This is a genomic window from Actinoplanes sp. CA-131856, from assembly GCF_050956135.1.
GTDB lineage: Bacteria > Actinomycetota > Actinomycetes > Mycobacteriales > Micromonosporaceae > Actinoplanes.
In genome coordinates, this window is sequence record NZ_CP191849.1 from 9,273,665 (window position 1) to 9,288,912 (window position 15,248).

At 72.4% G+C, this 15,248-nt stretch carries 10 protein-coding genes; 4 read left to right on the top strand and 6 right to left on the bottom strand.

Translation table 11 applies throughout. The features are described from left to right. The first annotated feature begins 33 nt into the window (after positions 1 to 33). Complete coding sequence (locus tag ACQP2X_RS42495) at positions 34 to 1,272, top strand: bifunctional pyridoxamine 5'-phosphate oxidase family protein/GNAT family N-acetyltransferase (protein WP_498691636.1); 1,239 nt, start codon at positions 34 to 36, stop codon at positions 1,270 to 1,272. A 1-nt stretch (position 1,273) separates the two neighbouring features. After that, the gene (leuE, locus tag ACQP2X_RS42500) at positions 1,274 to 1,918 is read left to right on the top strand and encodes a leucine efflux protein LeuE (RefSeq protein WP_498701206.1); all 645 of its coding nucleotides are present in this window, start codon (positions 1,274 to 1,276) and stop codon (positions 1,916 to 1,918) included. Positions 1,919 to 2,083: 165 nt separating this feature from the next. On the opposite strand, the gene ACQP2X_RS42505 is transcribed toward leuE, so the two are convergent. The 6 genes from ACQP2X_RS42505 to ACQP2X_RS42530 all read right to left on the bottom strand — a co-directional run bounded on the left by ACQP2X_RS42505 (position 2,084) and on the right by ACQP2X_RS42530 (position 9,438). Beyond that, a complete protein-coding gene (locus tag ACQP2X_RS42505) occupies positions 2,084 to 3,112 on the bottom strand; it encodes a sporulation protein (RefSeq protein ID WP_498691638.1) in 1,029 nt (342 codons plus the stop codon). A gap of 58 nt (positions 3,113 to 3,170) precedes the next feature. Beyond that, positions 3,171 to 4,214, bottom strand: a complete 1,044-nt coding sequence (locus ACQP2X_RS42510) for a hemolysin family protein (protein ID WP_498691640.1) — start codon at positions 4,212 to 4,214, stop codon at positions 3,171 to 3,173. Next, positions 4,211 to 5,503: a hemolysin family protein gene (locus ACQP2X_RS42515; RefSeq protein ID WP_498691642.1), complete on the bottom strand. Its 1,293-nt coding sequence runs from the start codon at positions 5,501 to 5,503 to the stop codon at positions 4,211 to 4,213. Before ACQP2X_RS42515 ends, ACQP2X_RS42510 begins: the two co-directional genes overlap by 4 nt. A 116-nt stretch (positions 5,504 to 5,619) precedes the next feature. Beyond that, on the bottom strand, positions 5,620 to 7,308 hold the full coding sequence (locus ACQP2X_RS42520; protein ID WP_498691644.1) for a serine/threonine-protein kinase: 1,689 nt from the start codon (positions 7,306 to 7,308) through the stop codon (positions 5,620 to 5,622). 63 nt (positions 7,309 to 7,371) lie between these two features. Beyond that, positions 7,372 to 7,827 carry a class F sortase gene (locus ACQP2X_RS42525; protein ID WP_498691646.1) on the bottom strand — a complete coding sequence of 152 codons (456 nt, stop codon included), beginning with the start codon at positions 7,825 to 7,827 and terminating at the stop codon, positions 7,372 to 7,374. Between the two features lie 780 nt (positions 7,828 to 8,607). Next, positions 8,608 to 9,438, bottom strand: coding sequence for a DUF4397 domain-containing protein (locus ACQP2X_RS42530; protein WP_498691648.1), 831 nt, complete (start codon positions 9,436 to 9,438; stop codon positions 8,608 to 8,610). 100 nt (positions 9,439 to 9,538) lie between these two features. Between ACQP2X_RS42530 and ACQP2X_RS42535 the strand changes: the two genes are divergently transcribed. Beyond that, positions 9,539 to 14,080: an ATP-dependent helicase gene (locus ACQP2X_RS42535; RefSeq protein WP_498691650.1), complete on the top strand. Its 4,542-nt coding sequence runs from the start codon at positions 9,539 to 9,541 to the stop codon at positions 14,078 to 14,080. Between the two features lie 65 nt (positions 14,081 to 14,145). Continuing rightward, entirely contained in the window at positions 14,146 to 15,189 is a 1,044-nt protein-coding gene (locus ACQP2X_RS42540) for a hypothetical protein (protein ID WP_498691653.1), read from the top strand. Positions 15,190 to 15,248 lie beyond the last annotated feature (59 nt).

The window sequence follows — 15,248 nt, forward strand, 5'->3', positions numbered from 1 at the left end:
AGCACAGCAGGTTTTGCAAGCGAGGAGGCCTCGATGTCCGACCTCTATCCCCAGACGGCTCGCACGACAGCCACCCGCTACCGCGAGCGCACCCACTACGACCGGGCCCTGGCCCACGCCATTCTCGACGAGGCGTATGACTGTTCCGTCGCGTTCGTCGTCGACGGCTCACCCCGGGTGCTGCCCACGCTTCACGTCCGCGTGGGCGAGACGCTTTATCTGCACGGTTCCTCCGGCGGGCGTTTCGGCCTTTCGGCCCGGAGCTCCGATGTGGAGGTCTGCGTGAGCGTCACGCTTCTCGACGGTCTGGTGTACGGCCGTTCGCAGTTCCACCACAGCGCCAACTACCGCTCGGTGGTCGCCATGGGCGCGGCCCGGCTGGTCACCGACCCGGCCGAGAAGCTGGCCGCCATGACCGCACTGGTGGAAAAGGTGGGCGCCGGCCGCGCGGCCGACAGCCGGCCGCCGACCAAGCAGGAGCTGGCGCAGACCGGCGTGCTCGCGCTGCCGCTGGAGGAGGTGTCGGCCCGCGCCCGCAGTGGAGGGGTGAACGACGCCGAGGAGGACCTGCCGCTGCCGCACTGGGCCGGCGTGGTGCCGGTCCGGCGCGAGTTCGGGCCGGCCGAGACCGATACCGGGGTGACCGCCGCACTGCCCACCTACCTGCCCGGTTCGGAGCTGCCGTGGGCCTCGGCCGTTCCGCTCGAGGGCCGGCACGTGCGGCTCGAGCCCCTGACCCCGGCCCACGCCGAGGGGCTGGTCGAGGCGCTCGCCGACGACGAGCTCTGGCAGCACTTCCTGGTGCGCCGCCCGCGGACCGTCGAGGAGATGACCGACTACCTCGCCGTTCTCCAGCGTCATCGGTGGAGCGGCGCGCAGGTGTGCTGGGCCCAGGTCGAGCCGGCCACCGGCCGGGTGATCGGCATGACCAGCTACCACGACATCGACCCGGCGCGGCGGTCGCTGGCGATCGGGCACACGATCATCGGCAAGCGGTGGTGGCGCACGGGCGTCAACACCGAGGCCAAGCTGCTGCTGCTCGAGCACGCCTTCGACAAGCTCGCGGCCGAGCGCGTGTTCTGGTACACCGACAACCGCAACGAGCGGTCGCAGAAGGCGATCGCGCGGCTCGGGGCGGTCCACGAGGGAGCGCTGCGGCGCCATCGGCAGCGGCCGGACGGGTCGTGGCGCGACACGGTGGTGTTCAGCATGACCCCCGACGAGTGGCCGGCCGCGTCGGAGCGGCTCCGTGCCCGGCTGGCGGCGGCCTGACATGCTCGGCGTCACCGATTTCTGGACGTACGTGGTGGGCACCGTGGCGATCATTCTGCTGCCCGGCCCCAACTCGATCTTCGTGTTGTCGACGGCGGCGCGGCGCGGGGTCCGCGCGGGATATCAGGCGGCGGCCGGGGTGTTCCTGGGCGACGCGGTCCTGATGACGCTGTCCGCGGCGGGGGCGGCGTCGCTGCTGCGGGCCTATCCGCCGCTGTTCACCGTCATCAAATACGCGGGCGCGGCCTATCTGTTCTGGGTGGGGATCGGGATCGTCCGCGGCGGCATCCGCCGCTGGCGGGGAACATCCACGGCGGCCGCGCCGTCGGTGATCGAGGAGGTTCGTCATCCGTTCCGGCAGGCGGCCGTGATCAGCCTGCTCAACCCGAAGGCGATCCTGTTCTTCGTGTCGTTCTTCATCCAGTTCGTGGAGCCCGGATATGCGCATCCGGTGCTGCCGTTCCTGGTGCTGGGCGCTGTGGTGCAGGTGTGCAGCGGGCTCTACCTGACGGCACTGATCTTCGGCGGCCGGTTCCTGGCCGGCCAGTTCCAGCGCCGGCGTCGCCTGGCCGCGGGGGCGGCGGGCGGGGTGGGCGCCCTGTTCGTCGGTTTCGGCGTCAAGCTGGCCACCGCCAGCGTGGGTTAGCGGCAGCGCGGGCGGGCGGGGCGCGGGACGGCGTGCGCGTGACGGCCGTGCGCGGGCGAGCGCGTGACGGGCGGGCGCGGGCGGGCGACAGCGGGTCAGCGCCCGGCCTCGCGGCCGGGCACCAACCCCTCGACGGTCACTCCTCGCCGAAGTCGCCCTCGACGGTCACTCCTCGCCGAAGTCGCCCTCGTCGTCGCCGCCGAAGGCGTCGTCCATGACCTCGCCGAGGATCATGCCGCCGACGACACCGCCGGCCACGCCCGCGGCCACGCCGCCCATGCCCATGCCGCCGCGGTGGCGGGTGTGGCCGTGGTAGCCGTGGCCGCCGTGCGCCGGGTAGCCGCCGTGGCCGCCGAAACCGCCGCCGTGGCCACCGTGCCCTCCGAAGCCGCCGCCGTGGCCGCCGAAGCCGCCGGCGCTGCGCAGGCCCTGGTAACGGCCCGCGGCCTGGCTCACCCAGCCCTCGACCACGGAGTTCCAGTCGGTGGTGTCGGCCTCGGCGTGCGAGACGCGGAAGCGGCCGTACGCGTCGTGGCCGGGCTGGAGGAAGCCGCCACGCTTGTCGAACTCGAGGACGACCTCGACGCCCTGCGGGTCGGCGATGAAGGTCACCTCGACCTCGTTGATGCCGCCCGCGTACTGCGGCGGCGGGTAGAACTCGATCTCCTGGTAGAACGGCAGGGTCTGGCGCACGCCGTAGATGCCGCCGTGCTCCAGGTCCGCGCTCTTGAAGCGGAAACCGAGCCGGGCGAACGCGTCCAGGATGCGCTCCTGCGCCGGCAGCGGGTGCACCGCCACCTGGTCCAGGTCACCCTTGTCGACCGCCTTCGCCACCGCCAGCTCGGTGCGCAGACCCATCGTCATGCCGTGCAGGTGCTGCCCGTAGACGTCGGTGATCGGTGTTTCCCACGGCACCGGGAACGAGAACGGCAGCGACCGGTTCTCGCCCTTGCGCAGCTGGAACGCCCCGGCCACCGGCAGGCGGTGGAACTCGACGAAACCGTCACCGTGCTCCGACTCGACCCGGGTGACCAGGCCCAGCACGACGCCGTCGATGCTCACGTCGTGGTCGCCGCCGGTGATGTTGACCTGGCCGTCCAGGGACAGGCCGGGACGGGTGTTCGGGTTCGCCAGCACGGTGTCGACGGACGGGCCGCCGACGCCGAAGGCGCGCATCATCTTCTTGAAAACCACCGGATCATTCCTCCTCGAACAAGGCGGTGCGTCAACTCAACAGACAGGGGTGGCGGGACTACGTGGCCGGCGACGCCGTGACGGGGATGTCCGTCTCGTCGTCGAAGCGGCCGATCACCTGCTCCAGCAGGTCTTCCAGGGCCACGAAGCCGACCTGCTCCGCGCCCGATGTGACGATCGCGAGCTGGGCCCGGCCCGCGCGCAGGGCGGCCACCGCCTCCACCACGCTGACCTCGGCGCCGACCGTGAAGGCGGGCTCCATCAGGTCGCGGGCCAGCGCCTCGCGGCCCGCCGCCGTCGCCCGGACCGCCTCGCGGACGTGCACCACGCCGATCACGTCGCCGTCGTCGCCGGTCACCGCGATGCGTGACCGGCCGCTGGTCAGCGAGGCCAACTCGATCTCGGCCGCGCCGGCCGAGGCCGGGATCGTGATGAGCCGCGACGTCGGCAGCAGGACCTCGCGCACCTTGAGCGAGCCGAGGCCGAGCACGCTGGTCAACAGCTCGCTCTGCTCCTCCTCGATCAGGCCCTCGGCGCGGGAACGGTCGAGCAGGATGCGCATCTCGGCCGGGCCGTGCGCCTGGGCCAGCTGGTCCTGCGGATGCACGCCGAACGGCTTGAGCGCCGCGTTGGCCAGGGCGTTCAGCACCCGCAGGGCCGGGCGCACCAGCGTGACGAAGCCGCGGAACGGCAGCGCCAGCAGGGTGGCCGACCGCTCGGGATCGGTGATCGCCCACGATTTCGGCATCATCTCGCCGATGACCAGGTGCAGGAAGGTCACCACGATCAGCGCGATCAGGAACGCGATCACGTGGCTCGCCACCTCGGGCAGGCCCACCGCGTGCAGGGCCGGGCCGAGCAGATGCTCGATCGCCGGCTCGGCCAGCGCGCCCAGGCCCAGCGAACACAGGGTGATGCCGAGCTGGGCGCCGGCCAGCATCATCGACAGCTCGCGGGTGCCGTCCAGCGCCGAGCGCGCGGCCCGGCTGCCCGCGGCGGCCGCCTGCTCGAGGCGGTGACGCTTGCTCGCCACCAGGGCGAACTCGGCCGCGACGAAGAAGGCGTTGCCGGCCAGCAACAGGACGATCCAGAGCGCGTTCATCGGCCGATCCGTACGGTCTGCGGGACGTGGCGGTCGACGCTCACGACGCGTACGGAAAGCAATCCGTCGTCGAGAGTGACCGAGTCGCCTGCCTGGACCACCCGCCCGAGCCTGGCCATGACCAGGCCCGACACGGTCTCGTAGTCGTCTCCGGCGGGCAGGTCGACGCCTGTCGCGTCGGTGATCTCGTCGATCCGCCAGCGGGCCGGCACGAGCCAGGAACCGTCGGCCTGGCGCACCGGCTCGGGCTCGGCCTCGTCGTCCTCGTCGCGGATCTGGCCGACCAGCTCCTCGGCGATGTCCTCGAGCGTGATGATGCCGGCGAAGCCGCCGAACTCGTCGACCACGCAGGCGAGCTGGCGGTGCGCCGAGCGCAGCCGCTCCAGCACGGTCGGCAGCCGCAGCGACGACGGCACCAGGATCGGCGCCGACATCACCTCGGAGACGGCGATCTTGTCGCGCTCGGCGGGCGGAATGGCCAGGATGTCGGCGATGCCGACCACACCGACGATCTCGTCGAGGACGGCGCCGCGCACCGGGAAACGCGAGCGGTGGGTGTCGAGCATCGTCACGACGTCGGCCGCGGTGGCCGTCTGGGCCACAGTGTGTACGTCGACGCGGGGCACCATGGCCTCGGCCGCCGTCCGGCCGCGGAAGTCGAGACCGCGGTCGAGCAGCGTGGACATCTCAGCGTCGAGGCCGCCGTTGGCCCGCGACTCGGCGATGATCTGCTCGAGATCCTCGGAGGTGGCGCCCTCGGGCAGCTCCTCGATGGGCTCGATGCCGATGCGGCGCAGCAGGCGCCCGGCGGTCTTGTCGAACAGCTTGATGACCGGGCCGAAGACGGTCAGGTACATCAGGGTCGAGCGGCTGAGGGCCTTCGCCAGCGCCTCGGCGCGGGCGATGGCCAGGTTCTTGGGCGCGAGCTCGCCGAGCACCATCTGCACGACGGTCGCGATGAGCAGGGCGAACGCCACCGAGAGCGGCATGCTCACGGCGGTCGGCACGCCGGCCAGGCCGAGCAGGTCGGCAAGACCTTCACCGAGGTACGGCTCGGCGACGTAACCGACGAGCAGAGCGGTGACCGTGATGCCGAGCTGGGCGCCCGAGAGCACGAAGGAGAGACGTTCGGTGACCTTGAGCGCGCGGGCGGCGGCCTGATCGCCCTGCGCGGCGTCGTGGCGCAGTCGTCCGCGGTCGGCGGCGACATAGCCGAATTCCTGCGCGACGAAATAGCCGGTGACGGCGGTCACCACGATTACCAGGAGAAGGCCGGTAACGATTAACACGGCCGAAGAGGTCCGTACGCGAACGGACGGTCGACGGGGAGCCGGGCCGAGCCCGGCTGACTACTGCCGATCATGAAGAGAGACGGTAGCAAGCCCCGCTGTGTGATCGCTGTGAGCTACGACCCGGCCGGTCGATCGGCGTAGAACGTGCTCAGGACCATGTTGACCTTGGGCAGATCGGCGGTCCAGTCGAACTCGCGGGTGGCCCAGCTGATGGCGTACGCCTTGCCGTCGGTGGCCAGCCAGCGGGTGCGCACATGCCGCTGGGCGCCGCCCGAGACGTACGTGTACTCCCAGTCGGCCGCCTTGTTCAGCAGTTCCTTCTTCTCGAGAGTGATCTGCTGATAGCCGGGCAGCGCGCCCGAACCGACCAGGCGCTGGGCCTCGGCCCGGCAGGCCTTGACCGGGTCGCCGGCCGGATCGCGATTGAGCGACAGTGCCATCACGCGGGTGCCGACCGGGTCGCGGAAGCAGAAGGTGGTGCCGATCCGCTGGTACGTCCAGCCGTCGGGGACCGGCATGTGAAAACCGGAGCCGTCCGTGAAATAGGACCATCCGCCCAGCAGCGACCATCCCTTGACGCCCCGGGCGGCGGCCCGTTGCGGCGTGACCGGAAGGCCGGCCGGGGCCGGGAGGTCGCAGGTCGCCGGGGAGAAGCCCGCGGCCACCGTCCGCAACGCCGGCGACGGCGAGGGCGAGGGGGACGCCGGGATCGGGATCGGCGCCGCTTTCTCCTCGTCGCGCTGCACCAGGTAGCCGGCCATGATCCCGCCGATGCCGAGGACGGTGACCAGCGCGAGCCCGGCCGCCATCAAGGTGGAGCGCGGCGGGTCGGCCTTCGGTTTCGGCGCGACGATCAGCGGTTCGGCCGGAGGCGGCAGGGCGGCGACGGCCGCCCGAGCCGGCGCCATGATCTGATCGATATCGGACCCGACGACGGCTCGGACCCGACGCGGCGACGGCACGCCGGCCCGGCCCGGGCCCGGCGTCGCCGAGATGATCATCCGGAGCCGGCGCTCCACCTCGTCGGCGCTCAGCCGGGTGCGGGGCTCGTGCCGGAGCAGCCCGGTCAGCACCGGGCCGAGCATCCCGGCCCGCACCGGCGGATCGGGCTCCTCGGTGGCCAGGGCCATCAGGGTGGCCATGGCGTTCTCGCGGGCGTAGGGGGAACGGCCCTCGACGGCGGTGTAGAGGGTGGCGCCGAGCGACCACAGGTCGGACTCGGGTGTCGACGTGCCGTCCCGGGCGCGCTCGGGCGACACGTACTGCGGCGAGCCGACTATCAGGCCGGGGCCGGTCACCGACCCGTCGTCCATGAAGGTGGCCAGACCGAAATCGGTCAAGACGACACGACCGTCGTGACCGATGAGCACGTTGTGGGGCTTGACGTCACGGTGCAGGACGCCGGCCCGGTGGGCGGCGGTCAGCGCGTCCAGAAGGGCCAGGCCGATGCGGGCGGTGGTGGCCGGCGAATAGGGGCCGTCGTCCTGGATGACCTGGTAGAGCGACCGTGACGGCACATATTCCATGACGATCCACGGCAGGCCGTCGGCGTGCACCACGTCGTAGATCCGCACCACGTGCGGATGGTTGAGCCGGCCCGCGCTGCGCGCCTCACGCAACGTGCGGTCACGCAGCCGCACCCGCTCCTCGTCGCTCATCCACTCGGGCGGCACGAACTCCTTAACGGCGACATCACGGTCGAGCATTTCGTCGCGGGCACGCCAGACGCGACCCATGCCACCGGCGCCGACCGGTTCGCCCAGGCGATACCGACCGGCGACGAGCATGCGTTCGACCGCCATCGTGCCCCCTGCCGTCGACCGGTCTCCACCATAGACAGGCACCCGCCACCAGCGGAATCACGATCACCCGGCCACCGCGTAGACCACGAGGTTGTCGCGGTAGGACCGCAGCGATCGATCGAAGACCCCACCACACGTGATCAGCCTCAGCTGCCGGTCGGGCGTCGGCCCGTACACCTCACCGGTCGGGAAATCAGACTTCGGGTACCAACGCGACGAGGTGACGGTGAACCGCACGATCCGCCCGCCGCGCATCACGTCGATCCGGTCGCCGGCCTTCAGCTCGCGCAGCCGGTAGAAGATCGCGGGCCCGGCCTTGGAGTCGACATGCCCGGCGATCACGGCGGGCCCGGTGTCGCCCGGCGCCGTTCCGTCCGCATACCACCCGGCTTGGCCGAAGGCCTTTGGCGGTTGCAGGGCCCCGTCAGCTCCGAGCCCCAGCGTCTCGAGAGGCGTGTCGACCCCGATGGCCGCGACCCGCAGCCGGCTGGGCGGCCCGGCGGCCAGGGTGGTGGCCACGCCGAACGGATCACCGGGCGGCCGGGCATCTCGGCTGTCGCCGGTCCCGGCGCTTTCCGCCGACCCTGACCTTTGGCCCGTTTCCGGTGCCGAGCCCGCGGCGTTGCCTGGACCTCCTGATTTACGCCGGTCATCGGAATTCGCGGGATCCGCCAATCCGGCGGAGCCGGGCGCGTCACCTCGCTCCGGCCCACGGTCACTCACGGCGAGATAGGCGCCGCCGGCCAGAACCGCGGCCACCGTCGCGGCGAGGGCGGGCAGGGCGAGTCGCGCTTTGAGCGGCTTATTGAGTACGCGACGAGCAGCGCCCCCAACCGCAAGCGCGGGAACCGATCTGTCCGGATCTCCACCCTCGCCGTCCGGGCTGGTGGCGGGCTCGGCGAGATCGTCCGGCCCTGGAGCGGCCGCTCGCAACGGCGGCGCCGTGACAAGCGGAACCGGCCGCGCCGGTGAAACAACCGCAGCCGCCGCCTCGGCCCGGGCAGCCTCGGTCGGCGGGTCCACCGAGGCCCCCTTCGGAAAGACCCGGCGAGGAGGGGCCGATGCGGGCTTGGCAACGGCGGACGCGGCGAGCTCAGAACCGATGGACGCGGCCGGCTGGGAGACTGCGGGCGGCTTGGAAGCGGCGGGTGCCTCGCTAGGCCGGGGGCGCGGGACGGAGAGGGCACCGGGCACCGTGGCGAAGGCGCGGACGCCGTCCGGTTTGCCGACCTTCGCCGCGCCTCGATAGACCGTGTCCGGTGGGCCTGTGGATTGTTGGTCGGGCGTCACCTCGTACACCTAAGAAAGCCGGCGGCGAAGGACGGCCGTCAGTGTGCCGATGGCCAAGGCGGCGAAGCCGGCGGCCAGCAAAGCCCCAGGCAGCGGCGATCTCGGAGCCGTGCCACCCTCGCCGGTGGCCACGCCACCGAGCGGGACCGTGCCCTGGCGTTCGGCGTCGACGTGGAGCTGGGGTTTCAGGCCGCCGTTCTGGTCGTCCAGGACTATCAGGGAATAGACGCTGCCCGCGCCCAACGTGCACGGCAACTCGCTCGTGCGGCCTCCGCCGGTCGGGGCCACCCGGACGCTCCAGCTGCCAGGGTTCACCTCTTTGTAGGCCGTCGTCGTGGCGAACTCGACGCCGTCGGCGATCTTCGTGCCGTTCTTGCCGGCCACGTTCAGCACCGGGGCCTTCACCGACGCCTGGATGACCCGGACCTTCGACTTGCCGGCGTCGGGGAGCTGGAGGTCGTCCTTGATGATGCGCAGGCCCAGGTCGGCGAAGCGGCCCACGCCGGCCACCGTGTAGGCCCCGCCGGTCTCGACGCCGACCTCGGTGGTGATCACCGGGTTTTCCGTCGCGGGGGCGCCGGCCTTGCGCATTGCGACCTGGTAGCTGCCGGTGGGCAGACGCAGATATTGCGACATGTCGCCGTACGCCACCGCTCTGAAGGTCTGCGGCGGTGTCGCCCCGGACTCCGATTTCAGGTAGACGTCGACCGCCGGTGTGTCCGGCGAAAGGTGGGCCAGGCGGACATAACCGCTGGTCGGGGCGGCTATCGCGGGGGTGGCGCCGAGCACGGTCGTGGCCAGGACGGCCGCCGCGGCGGCGAGGCGCGCGAGTGGGGACACGGGGCCTCCTCTTCGACTGGCGTCCATATATATCCCCCGGCCGGTGACCTACGCCATCGTCCGGCGCGTTTTTGTCGTACCCCCGAGGGAGCATGGTCTCGTGCAGAAAGTCCTGGAGCAGTTCGGGCCGGCCACGCGAGAGTGGTTCACGGCGGCCTTCGCCGCGCCCACCTCCGCCCAGGCCGGCGCGTGGCGGGCCGTCGGCGCCGGCCGCAACGCCCTCGTGGTCGCGCCGACCGGTTCCGGCAAGACGCTGGCCGCCTTCCTCTGGTCGCTCGACCGGCTCGCCCACGAGCCGGTTCCCGACGATCCCCGGCGCCGGTGCCGGGTTCTCTACGTGAGCCCGCTCAAGGCGCTCGCGGTCGACGTCGAGCGCAACCTGCGCGCCCCGCTGACCGGCATCCGGCAGGCCTCGGGCCGGCTCGGTGTGCCGCCGCCCGACATCACCGTCGGCATGCGCACGGGCGACACCCCGGCCGACGAGCGGCGGCTGTTCCAGCGGACTCCGCCGGACATTCTCATCACCACTCCCGAGTCGCTGTTCCTGCTGCTCACGTCGGCCGCCCGCGATTCGCTGCGCGGTGTCGAGACGGTGATCATCGACGAGGTGCACGCCGTGGCCGCCACCAAGCGCGGCGCTCACCTGGCGCTCTCGCTCGAGCGGCTCGACGGGCTGCTCGAGCGGCCGGCGCAGCGCATCGGGCTGTCGGCCACCGTGCGGCCGATCGACGAGACCGCCCGGTTCCTGGGGGGCGCGCACGATGTCGAGATCGTCCAGCCGCCGGCCGCCAAGACCATCGAGGTCGCGGTCGAGGTGCCGGTCGAGGACATGACGCGGCTCGACGAGGTGCCCGACACCGATCTCGACGATCCCGGCGCCGGGCGGAACACGCCGTCGATCTGGCCCGCCGTCGAGGAGCGGGTGCTCGACCTCATCGAGGCCCACCAGTCGACGATCGTCTTCACCAACTCGCGGCGCGGGGCCGAGCGCCTCTGCGCCCGCATCAACGAGCTGGCCGCCGAGCGGGCCGGGGTCGAGCTGGCCGAGGCGAAACAGCCGCCGGCGCAGGTGATGGCCCAGGCCGGGCAGGCCGGCGGTGCCCCGCCGGTGGTGGCCCGGGCCCACCACGGCAGCGTCTCGCGGGAGGAGCGCAAGCAGATCGAGGAGGCCCTGAAATCGGGCGTGCTGCCCGCCGTGGTCGCCACCTCCAGCCTCGAGCTCGGCATCGACATGGGCGCGGTCGACCTGGTGGTGCAGATCGAGGCGCCGCCGTCGGTCGCGGCCGGCCTCCAGCGCATCGGCCGCGCCGGCCACCAGGTCGGCGCCGTCTCGCGCGGTGTCGTCTTCCCCAAGCACCGGGGCGATCTGGTGTCCTGCGCGGTCGTGGCCGACCGGATGAGCGCGGGCGCCATCGAGGAGCTGCGCTACCCGCGCAACCCGCTCGACGTGCTGGCCCAGCAGATCGTGGCCATGGTCGCGCTCGACGCGTGGCAGGTCGACGACCTCGCCGCGCTGATCCGGCGGGCCGCTCCCTTCGCCGAGCTGCCCGACTCGGCTCTGCACGCCGTGCTCGACATGCTCTCAGGGCGCTATCCGTCGACCGCGTTCGCCGAGCTGCGCCCGCGCCTGGTCTGGGACCGCGGCACCGACGAGCTGACCGGCCGTCCGGGCGCTCAGCGCCTCGCCGTGACCAGTGGCGGCACCATTCCCGACCGGGGCATGTTCGGCGTCTTCCTGGCCGGCTCCGAGCGGGCCTCGCGGGTCGGCGAGCTCGACGAGGAGATGGTGTACGAATCGCGGGTCGGCGACGTCTTCCTGCTCGGCTCCACCTCGTGGCGCATCGAGGACATCACCCCCGACCGGGTGCTGGTCTCCCCCGCGCCGGGCGCGCCGGCCCGGATGCCGTTCTGGAAGGGCGACTCGCCCGGCCGCCCGATCGAGCTGGGCCGGGCCATCGGCGCCCAGCTGCGCACGCTGACCCGGGCCGACGACGACAAGGCCACCGCCACCCTGCGGGAGACCGGTCTCGACGAGTGGGCCGCCAACAACCTGCTGGCCTATCTTCGCGAGCAACGGGAGGCCACCCGCAACCTGCCCGACGACCGCACCATCGTGGTCGAGCGCTTCCGCGACGAGCTCGGCGACTGGCGGATGACGGTCCACTGTGTGCTCGGGGCCAAGGTCAACGCTCCGTGGGCGCTGGCCATCGCGCGGCGGCTGAGCGAGCGGTACGGGGTGGACGGCGCCGTCATGCCCTCCGACGACGGCATCGTGGTGCGGCTGCCCGACACGGCCGAGGAGCCGCCCGGGGCCGACCTCGTGGCGTTCGACCCCGAGGAGATCGCTCAGCTCGTCGAGGAGTCGGTGGGCACGTCGGCGCTGTTCGCCTCCCGCTTCCGTGAGTGCGCGGCCCGGTCGTTGCTGCTGCCCCGGCGCGACCCTCGCCGCCGCCAGCCGTTGTGGCAGCAGCGGCAGCGCTCGGCCCAACTGCTCGACGTGGCCCGTGAGTTCGCCGATTTCCCGGTGACGCTCGAGGCCGCCCGCGAGTGCCTTCAGGACGTGTTCGACGTGCCCGGCCTGGTCGGCCTGATGCGCGAGGTGGCCGGGCGCAAGGTCCGGCTCGTCGAGGTCGAGACTCCGCGGCCCTCGCCCTTCGCGCGGTCGCTGCTCTTCGGATATGTCGGTGCTTTCCTGTACGAGGGTGACGCGCCCCTGGCCGAGCGGCGGGCGGCCGCGCTCGCGCTCGACTCGACACTGCTCGGCGAACTGCTCGGCCGGGTCGACCTGCGCGAGCTGCTCGATCCGGAGGTGGTCGGCGAGACCGAGGCGCAGCTCCAGTGGATGACCAGCCAGCGGCAGCCGCGCGACGCCGAGGACGCGGCCGAGCTGCTCCGGTTGCTCGGCGACCTCTCGCCGGCCGAGCTGGCGATGCGCGGCGTCGAGGAGTCCTGGCTCTCCACACTGGAATCGGCCCGCCGGGCCATCCGGGTCCGGATCGCGGGCGAGGAGCGCTGGATCGGCATCGACGATGCCGGCCGCTACCGCGACGCGCTCGGTGTGGCCCTGCCGGTCGGCCTGCCCGAGGCCTATCTGGCGTCGGTCGCCGACCCGCTCGGCGACCTGGTCGCCCGATACGCGCGCACGCACGGCCCGTTCGCCGCGGCGACCTGCGCGGCCCGGTTCGGGCTGGGTGTCTTCGTGGTCGAGCAGGCGCTGAAAAGGCTGAGCGCCACCGGCCGGGTCACCTCGGGCGAGTTCTCCCCCGGCGGCGCCGGCACCGAGTGGTGCGACGCCGAGGTGCTGCGCATGCTGCGCCGGCGGTCGCTGGCCGCGCTGCGCCGCGAGATCGAGCCGGTGCCGCCGCGGGTGCTGGCCGCCTTCCTGCCGCGCTGGCACCAGATCGGCGGCAACGCCCGGGGCATCGACGCGCTGGCCGCGTCCATCGAGCAGTTGCAGGGCATCGCCGTGCCGGCCTCGGCGTGGGAGCGGCTGGTGCTGCCGGCGCGGGTCGCCGACTACGCTCCCCCGCAGCTCGACGAGCTGTGCGCGAGCGGCGAGGTGCTGTGGGCCGGGTCCGGGTCGATCGGCGGCCACGACGGTTGGGTCTCGCTGGTCTACGCCGACAGCGCGCCGCTCCTGCTGCCACCGGCCGACGACGAGCTCGCGCTCACGCCGCTGCACCAGGAGGTGCTGGAGGCGCTGGGTGAGGGCCAGGCGTTGTTCTTCCGCTCGCTTTCCGACCGCGTACGGTCCACGGACGACCAGGCGCTGGCCTCAGCCGTCTGGGATCTCGTGTGGGCCGGGCAGCTCACCAACGACACGCTCGCCCCGCTGCGCGCGCTGCTCGGTGGCAGCGGCGCCCACAAGGCCAAGGCGGCGCCGGCCCGCACGCGATATCGCCGTCCCGGCCGCCCGTCGATGCCCGCGCGGGGCGGCCCGCCGAACATGGCCGGCCGCTGGTCCCGGCTGCCCGACCGCGACCTCGACCCGACCCGGCGCGCGGCCGCGCTGGCCGACCTGTTGCTCGAGCGCCACGGCGTGGTCACCCGCGGGGCGGTCATGGCCGAGGGTGTTACGGGCGGTTTCGCCGCGGTCTACCCGGTGCTGGGCGCCCTCGAGGAGCGCGGCGCGGCCCGCCGTGGCTATTTCGTCGAGGGTCTGGGCGCGGCCCAGTTCGCCGTGCCGGGCGCCGTCGACCGGCTGCGGGCCCTGGCCGAGCCGGCCGAGCTGGCCAAGCGCACCGGCCCGGCCGCCCTGGTGCTGGCCGCGACCGACCCCGCCAACCCGTACGGCGCCGCCCTGCCCTGGCCCGAGCGGGTGGTCGACAGCGGCGACGGCGAGCCGGGCGCCAAGGCCGGTCACCGCCCCGGCCGCAAGGCGGGCGCCCTGGCCGTGCTGGTCGGCGGCGAGCTGGTGCTCTATGTCGAACGCGGTGGCCGCACCCTGCTGTCGTTCGTGGACGACCCGGAGCTGCTCATCGCGGCCGGCCAGGCGCTGGCCGCGTCGGTGCGCTCGGGCGCCCTGGGTGTGATGTCCGTCGAGCGCGCCGACGGCGAGTCGGTGCACGCCTCGCCGCTGCGGGACGCGTTGACCGCCGCCGGTTTCCGGGCCACGCCGAGAGGGTTGCGTTTGCGCGGATAGCTTGGTTTGGGCGCTTTATGAGGCGGGGCAACGAAGAGCGGCGCCGCCACCTAGCGTCGAAAAGCATGTTAGGAAACGTGATTGCGGCGCTGGCATTGACCGCGCCGGTCACTGGCACGCCAGTGACCCTCGAAGCACCTACCGAACCCGCTCCGACGAACGTGACGGTGGCGTGGGCCTCGCCCGCCCACGAAGAGGTCGTCATCACCTGGGACGAGACAGGTGACGTCCGGAACCGGATCGAGACGGTGCGCGCCGACGGATCGTCGGCGAACTACCCGTTGTTCACCGAGGCCGGTCAGCCCAACCGGCTCGTGGTGGACAAGTACTCGGTGGCCCTCGGCACCAGCGGTGACGTGCGCGTCTCGGTGACGGCGACCGACCTGACCAGCGAGCCGGTCAGCGAGCCCGGGCTGTCGACGCTCTTCGACACCGACATGCCGCCGGCCCCGGTGCTCACCAGTGTGGAGCCGCTGGCCGACGGCACGATCAAGGTCAACTGGACGCCGGGCCAGGTCCGTGCGGACGTCACGCCGGGCGATCCGCTCGACGTGACGGCCGTGGAGCCGCCACTGTTCGTGCCGGTCGAGCTCTTCACCGACCCGCGTGAGCTGGCCGAGCCGTCCACCGCGACGTCCTTCGTGTTCGCGGGGCCGGCCTCCGCGATCACCGCGGTCGGTGTGCACACCGTGAACGAGTGGACCGTCAACGGCTACCTCGGCTGGCGGGCGACCGTGAGCTACGGCGACGTGGCCGGCACCCGCGTGACCGCCACCATTCCGAGGACCGCACCGGCGGGCAAGAAGCTGACAGTGACCGGCAAGGCGATCATGATCCGGTCCTTCTGCGACAGCGGACTGCGGTGCCAGACCTACGAGTACGACGACAGCGGACGGTCGCTGAGTCTCGAGTACCGCACCGGCGCGGGGGCGGCGTGGCGGACCGTGGCGACCACCAAGGCCGGCAGTGACGGCAAATTCACGGTGAGCACGACCTTCCCCGGCATCGGGGAATACCGCGTGACCGCCCCGGTGGTCGTGGGCAACGGCGACAAGCTCGCCCAGGCGCCCTTCTCCACGGCCGCCAGCAGGGTTCGGCCCGGCGCGTAGCCGGGGAAACCATCCATCGCTGCCCCGCACATCGTGCGGGGCAGCCGCACTTCGGGCGA

Bases quoted from the DNA above. Each gene is read 5' to 3' on its own strand.
- ACQP2X_RS42495 (WP_498691636.1), top strand. From the start codon at position 34: ATGTCCGACCTCTATCCCCAGACGGCTCGCACGACAGCCACCCGCTAC.
- leuE (WP_498701206.1), top strand. From the start codon at position 1,274: ATGCTCGGCGTCACCGATTTCTGGACGTACGTGGTGGGCACCGTGGCG.
- ACQP2X_RS42510 (WP_498691640.1), bottom strand. From the start codon at position 4,214: ATGAACGCGCTCTGGATCGTCCTGTTGCTGGCCGGCAACGCCTTCTTC.
- ACQP2X_RS42520 (WP_498691644.1), bottom strand. From the start codon at position 7,308: ATGGCGGTCGAACGCATGCTCGTCGCCGGTCGGTATCGCCTGGGCGAA.
- ACQP2X_RS42540 (WP_498691653.1), top strand. From the start codon at position 14,146: ATGTTAGGAAACGTGATTGCGGCGCTGGCATTGACCGCGCCGGTCACT.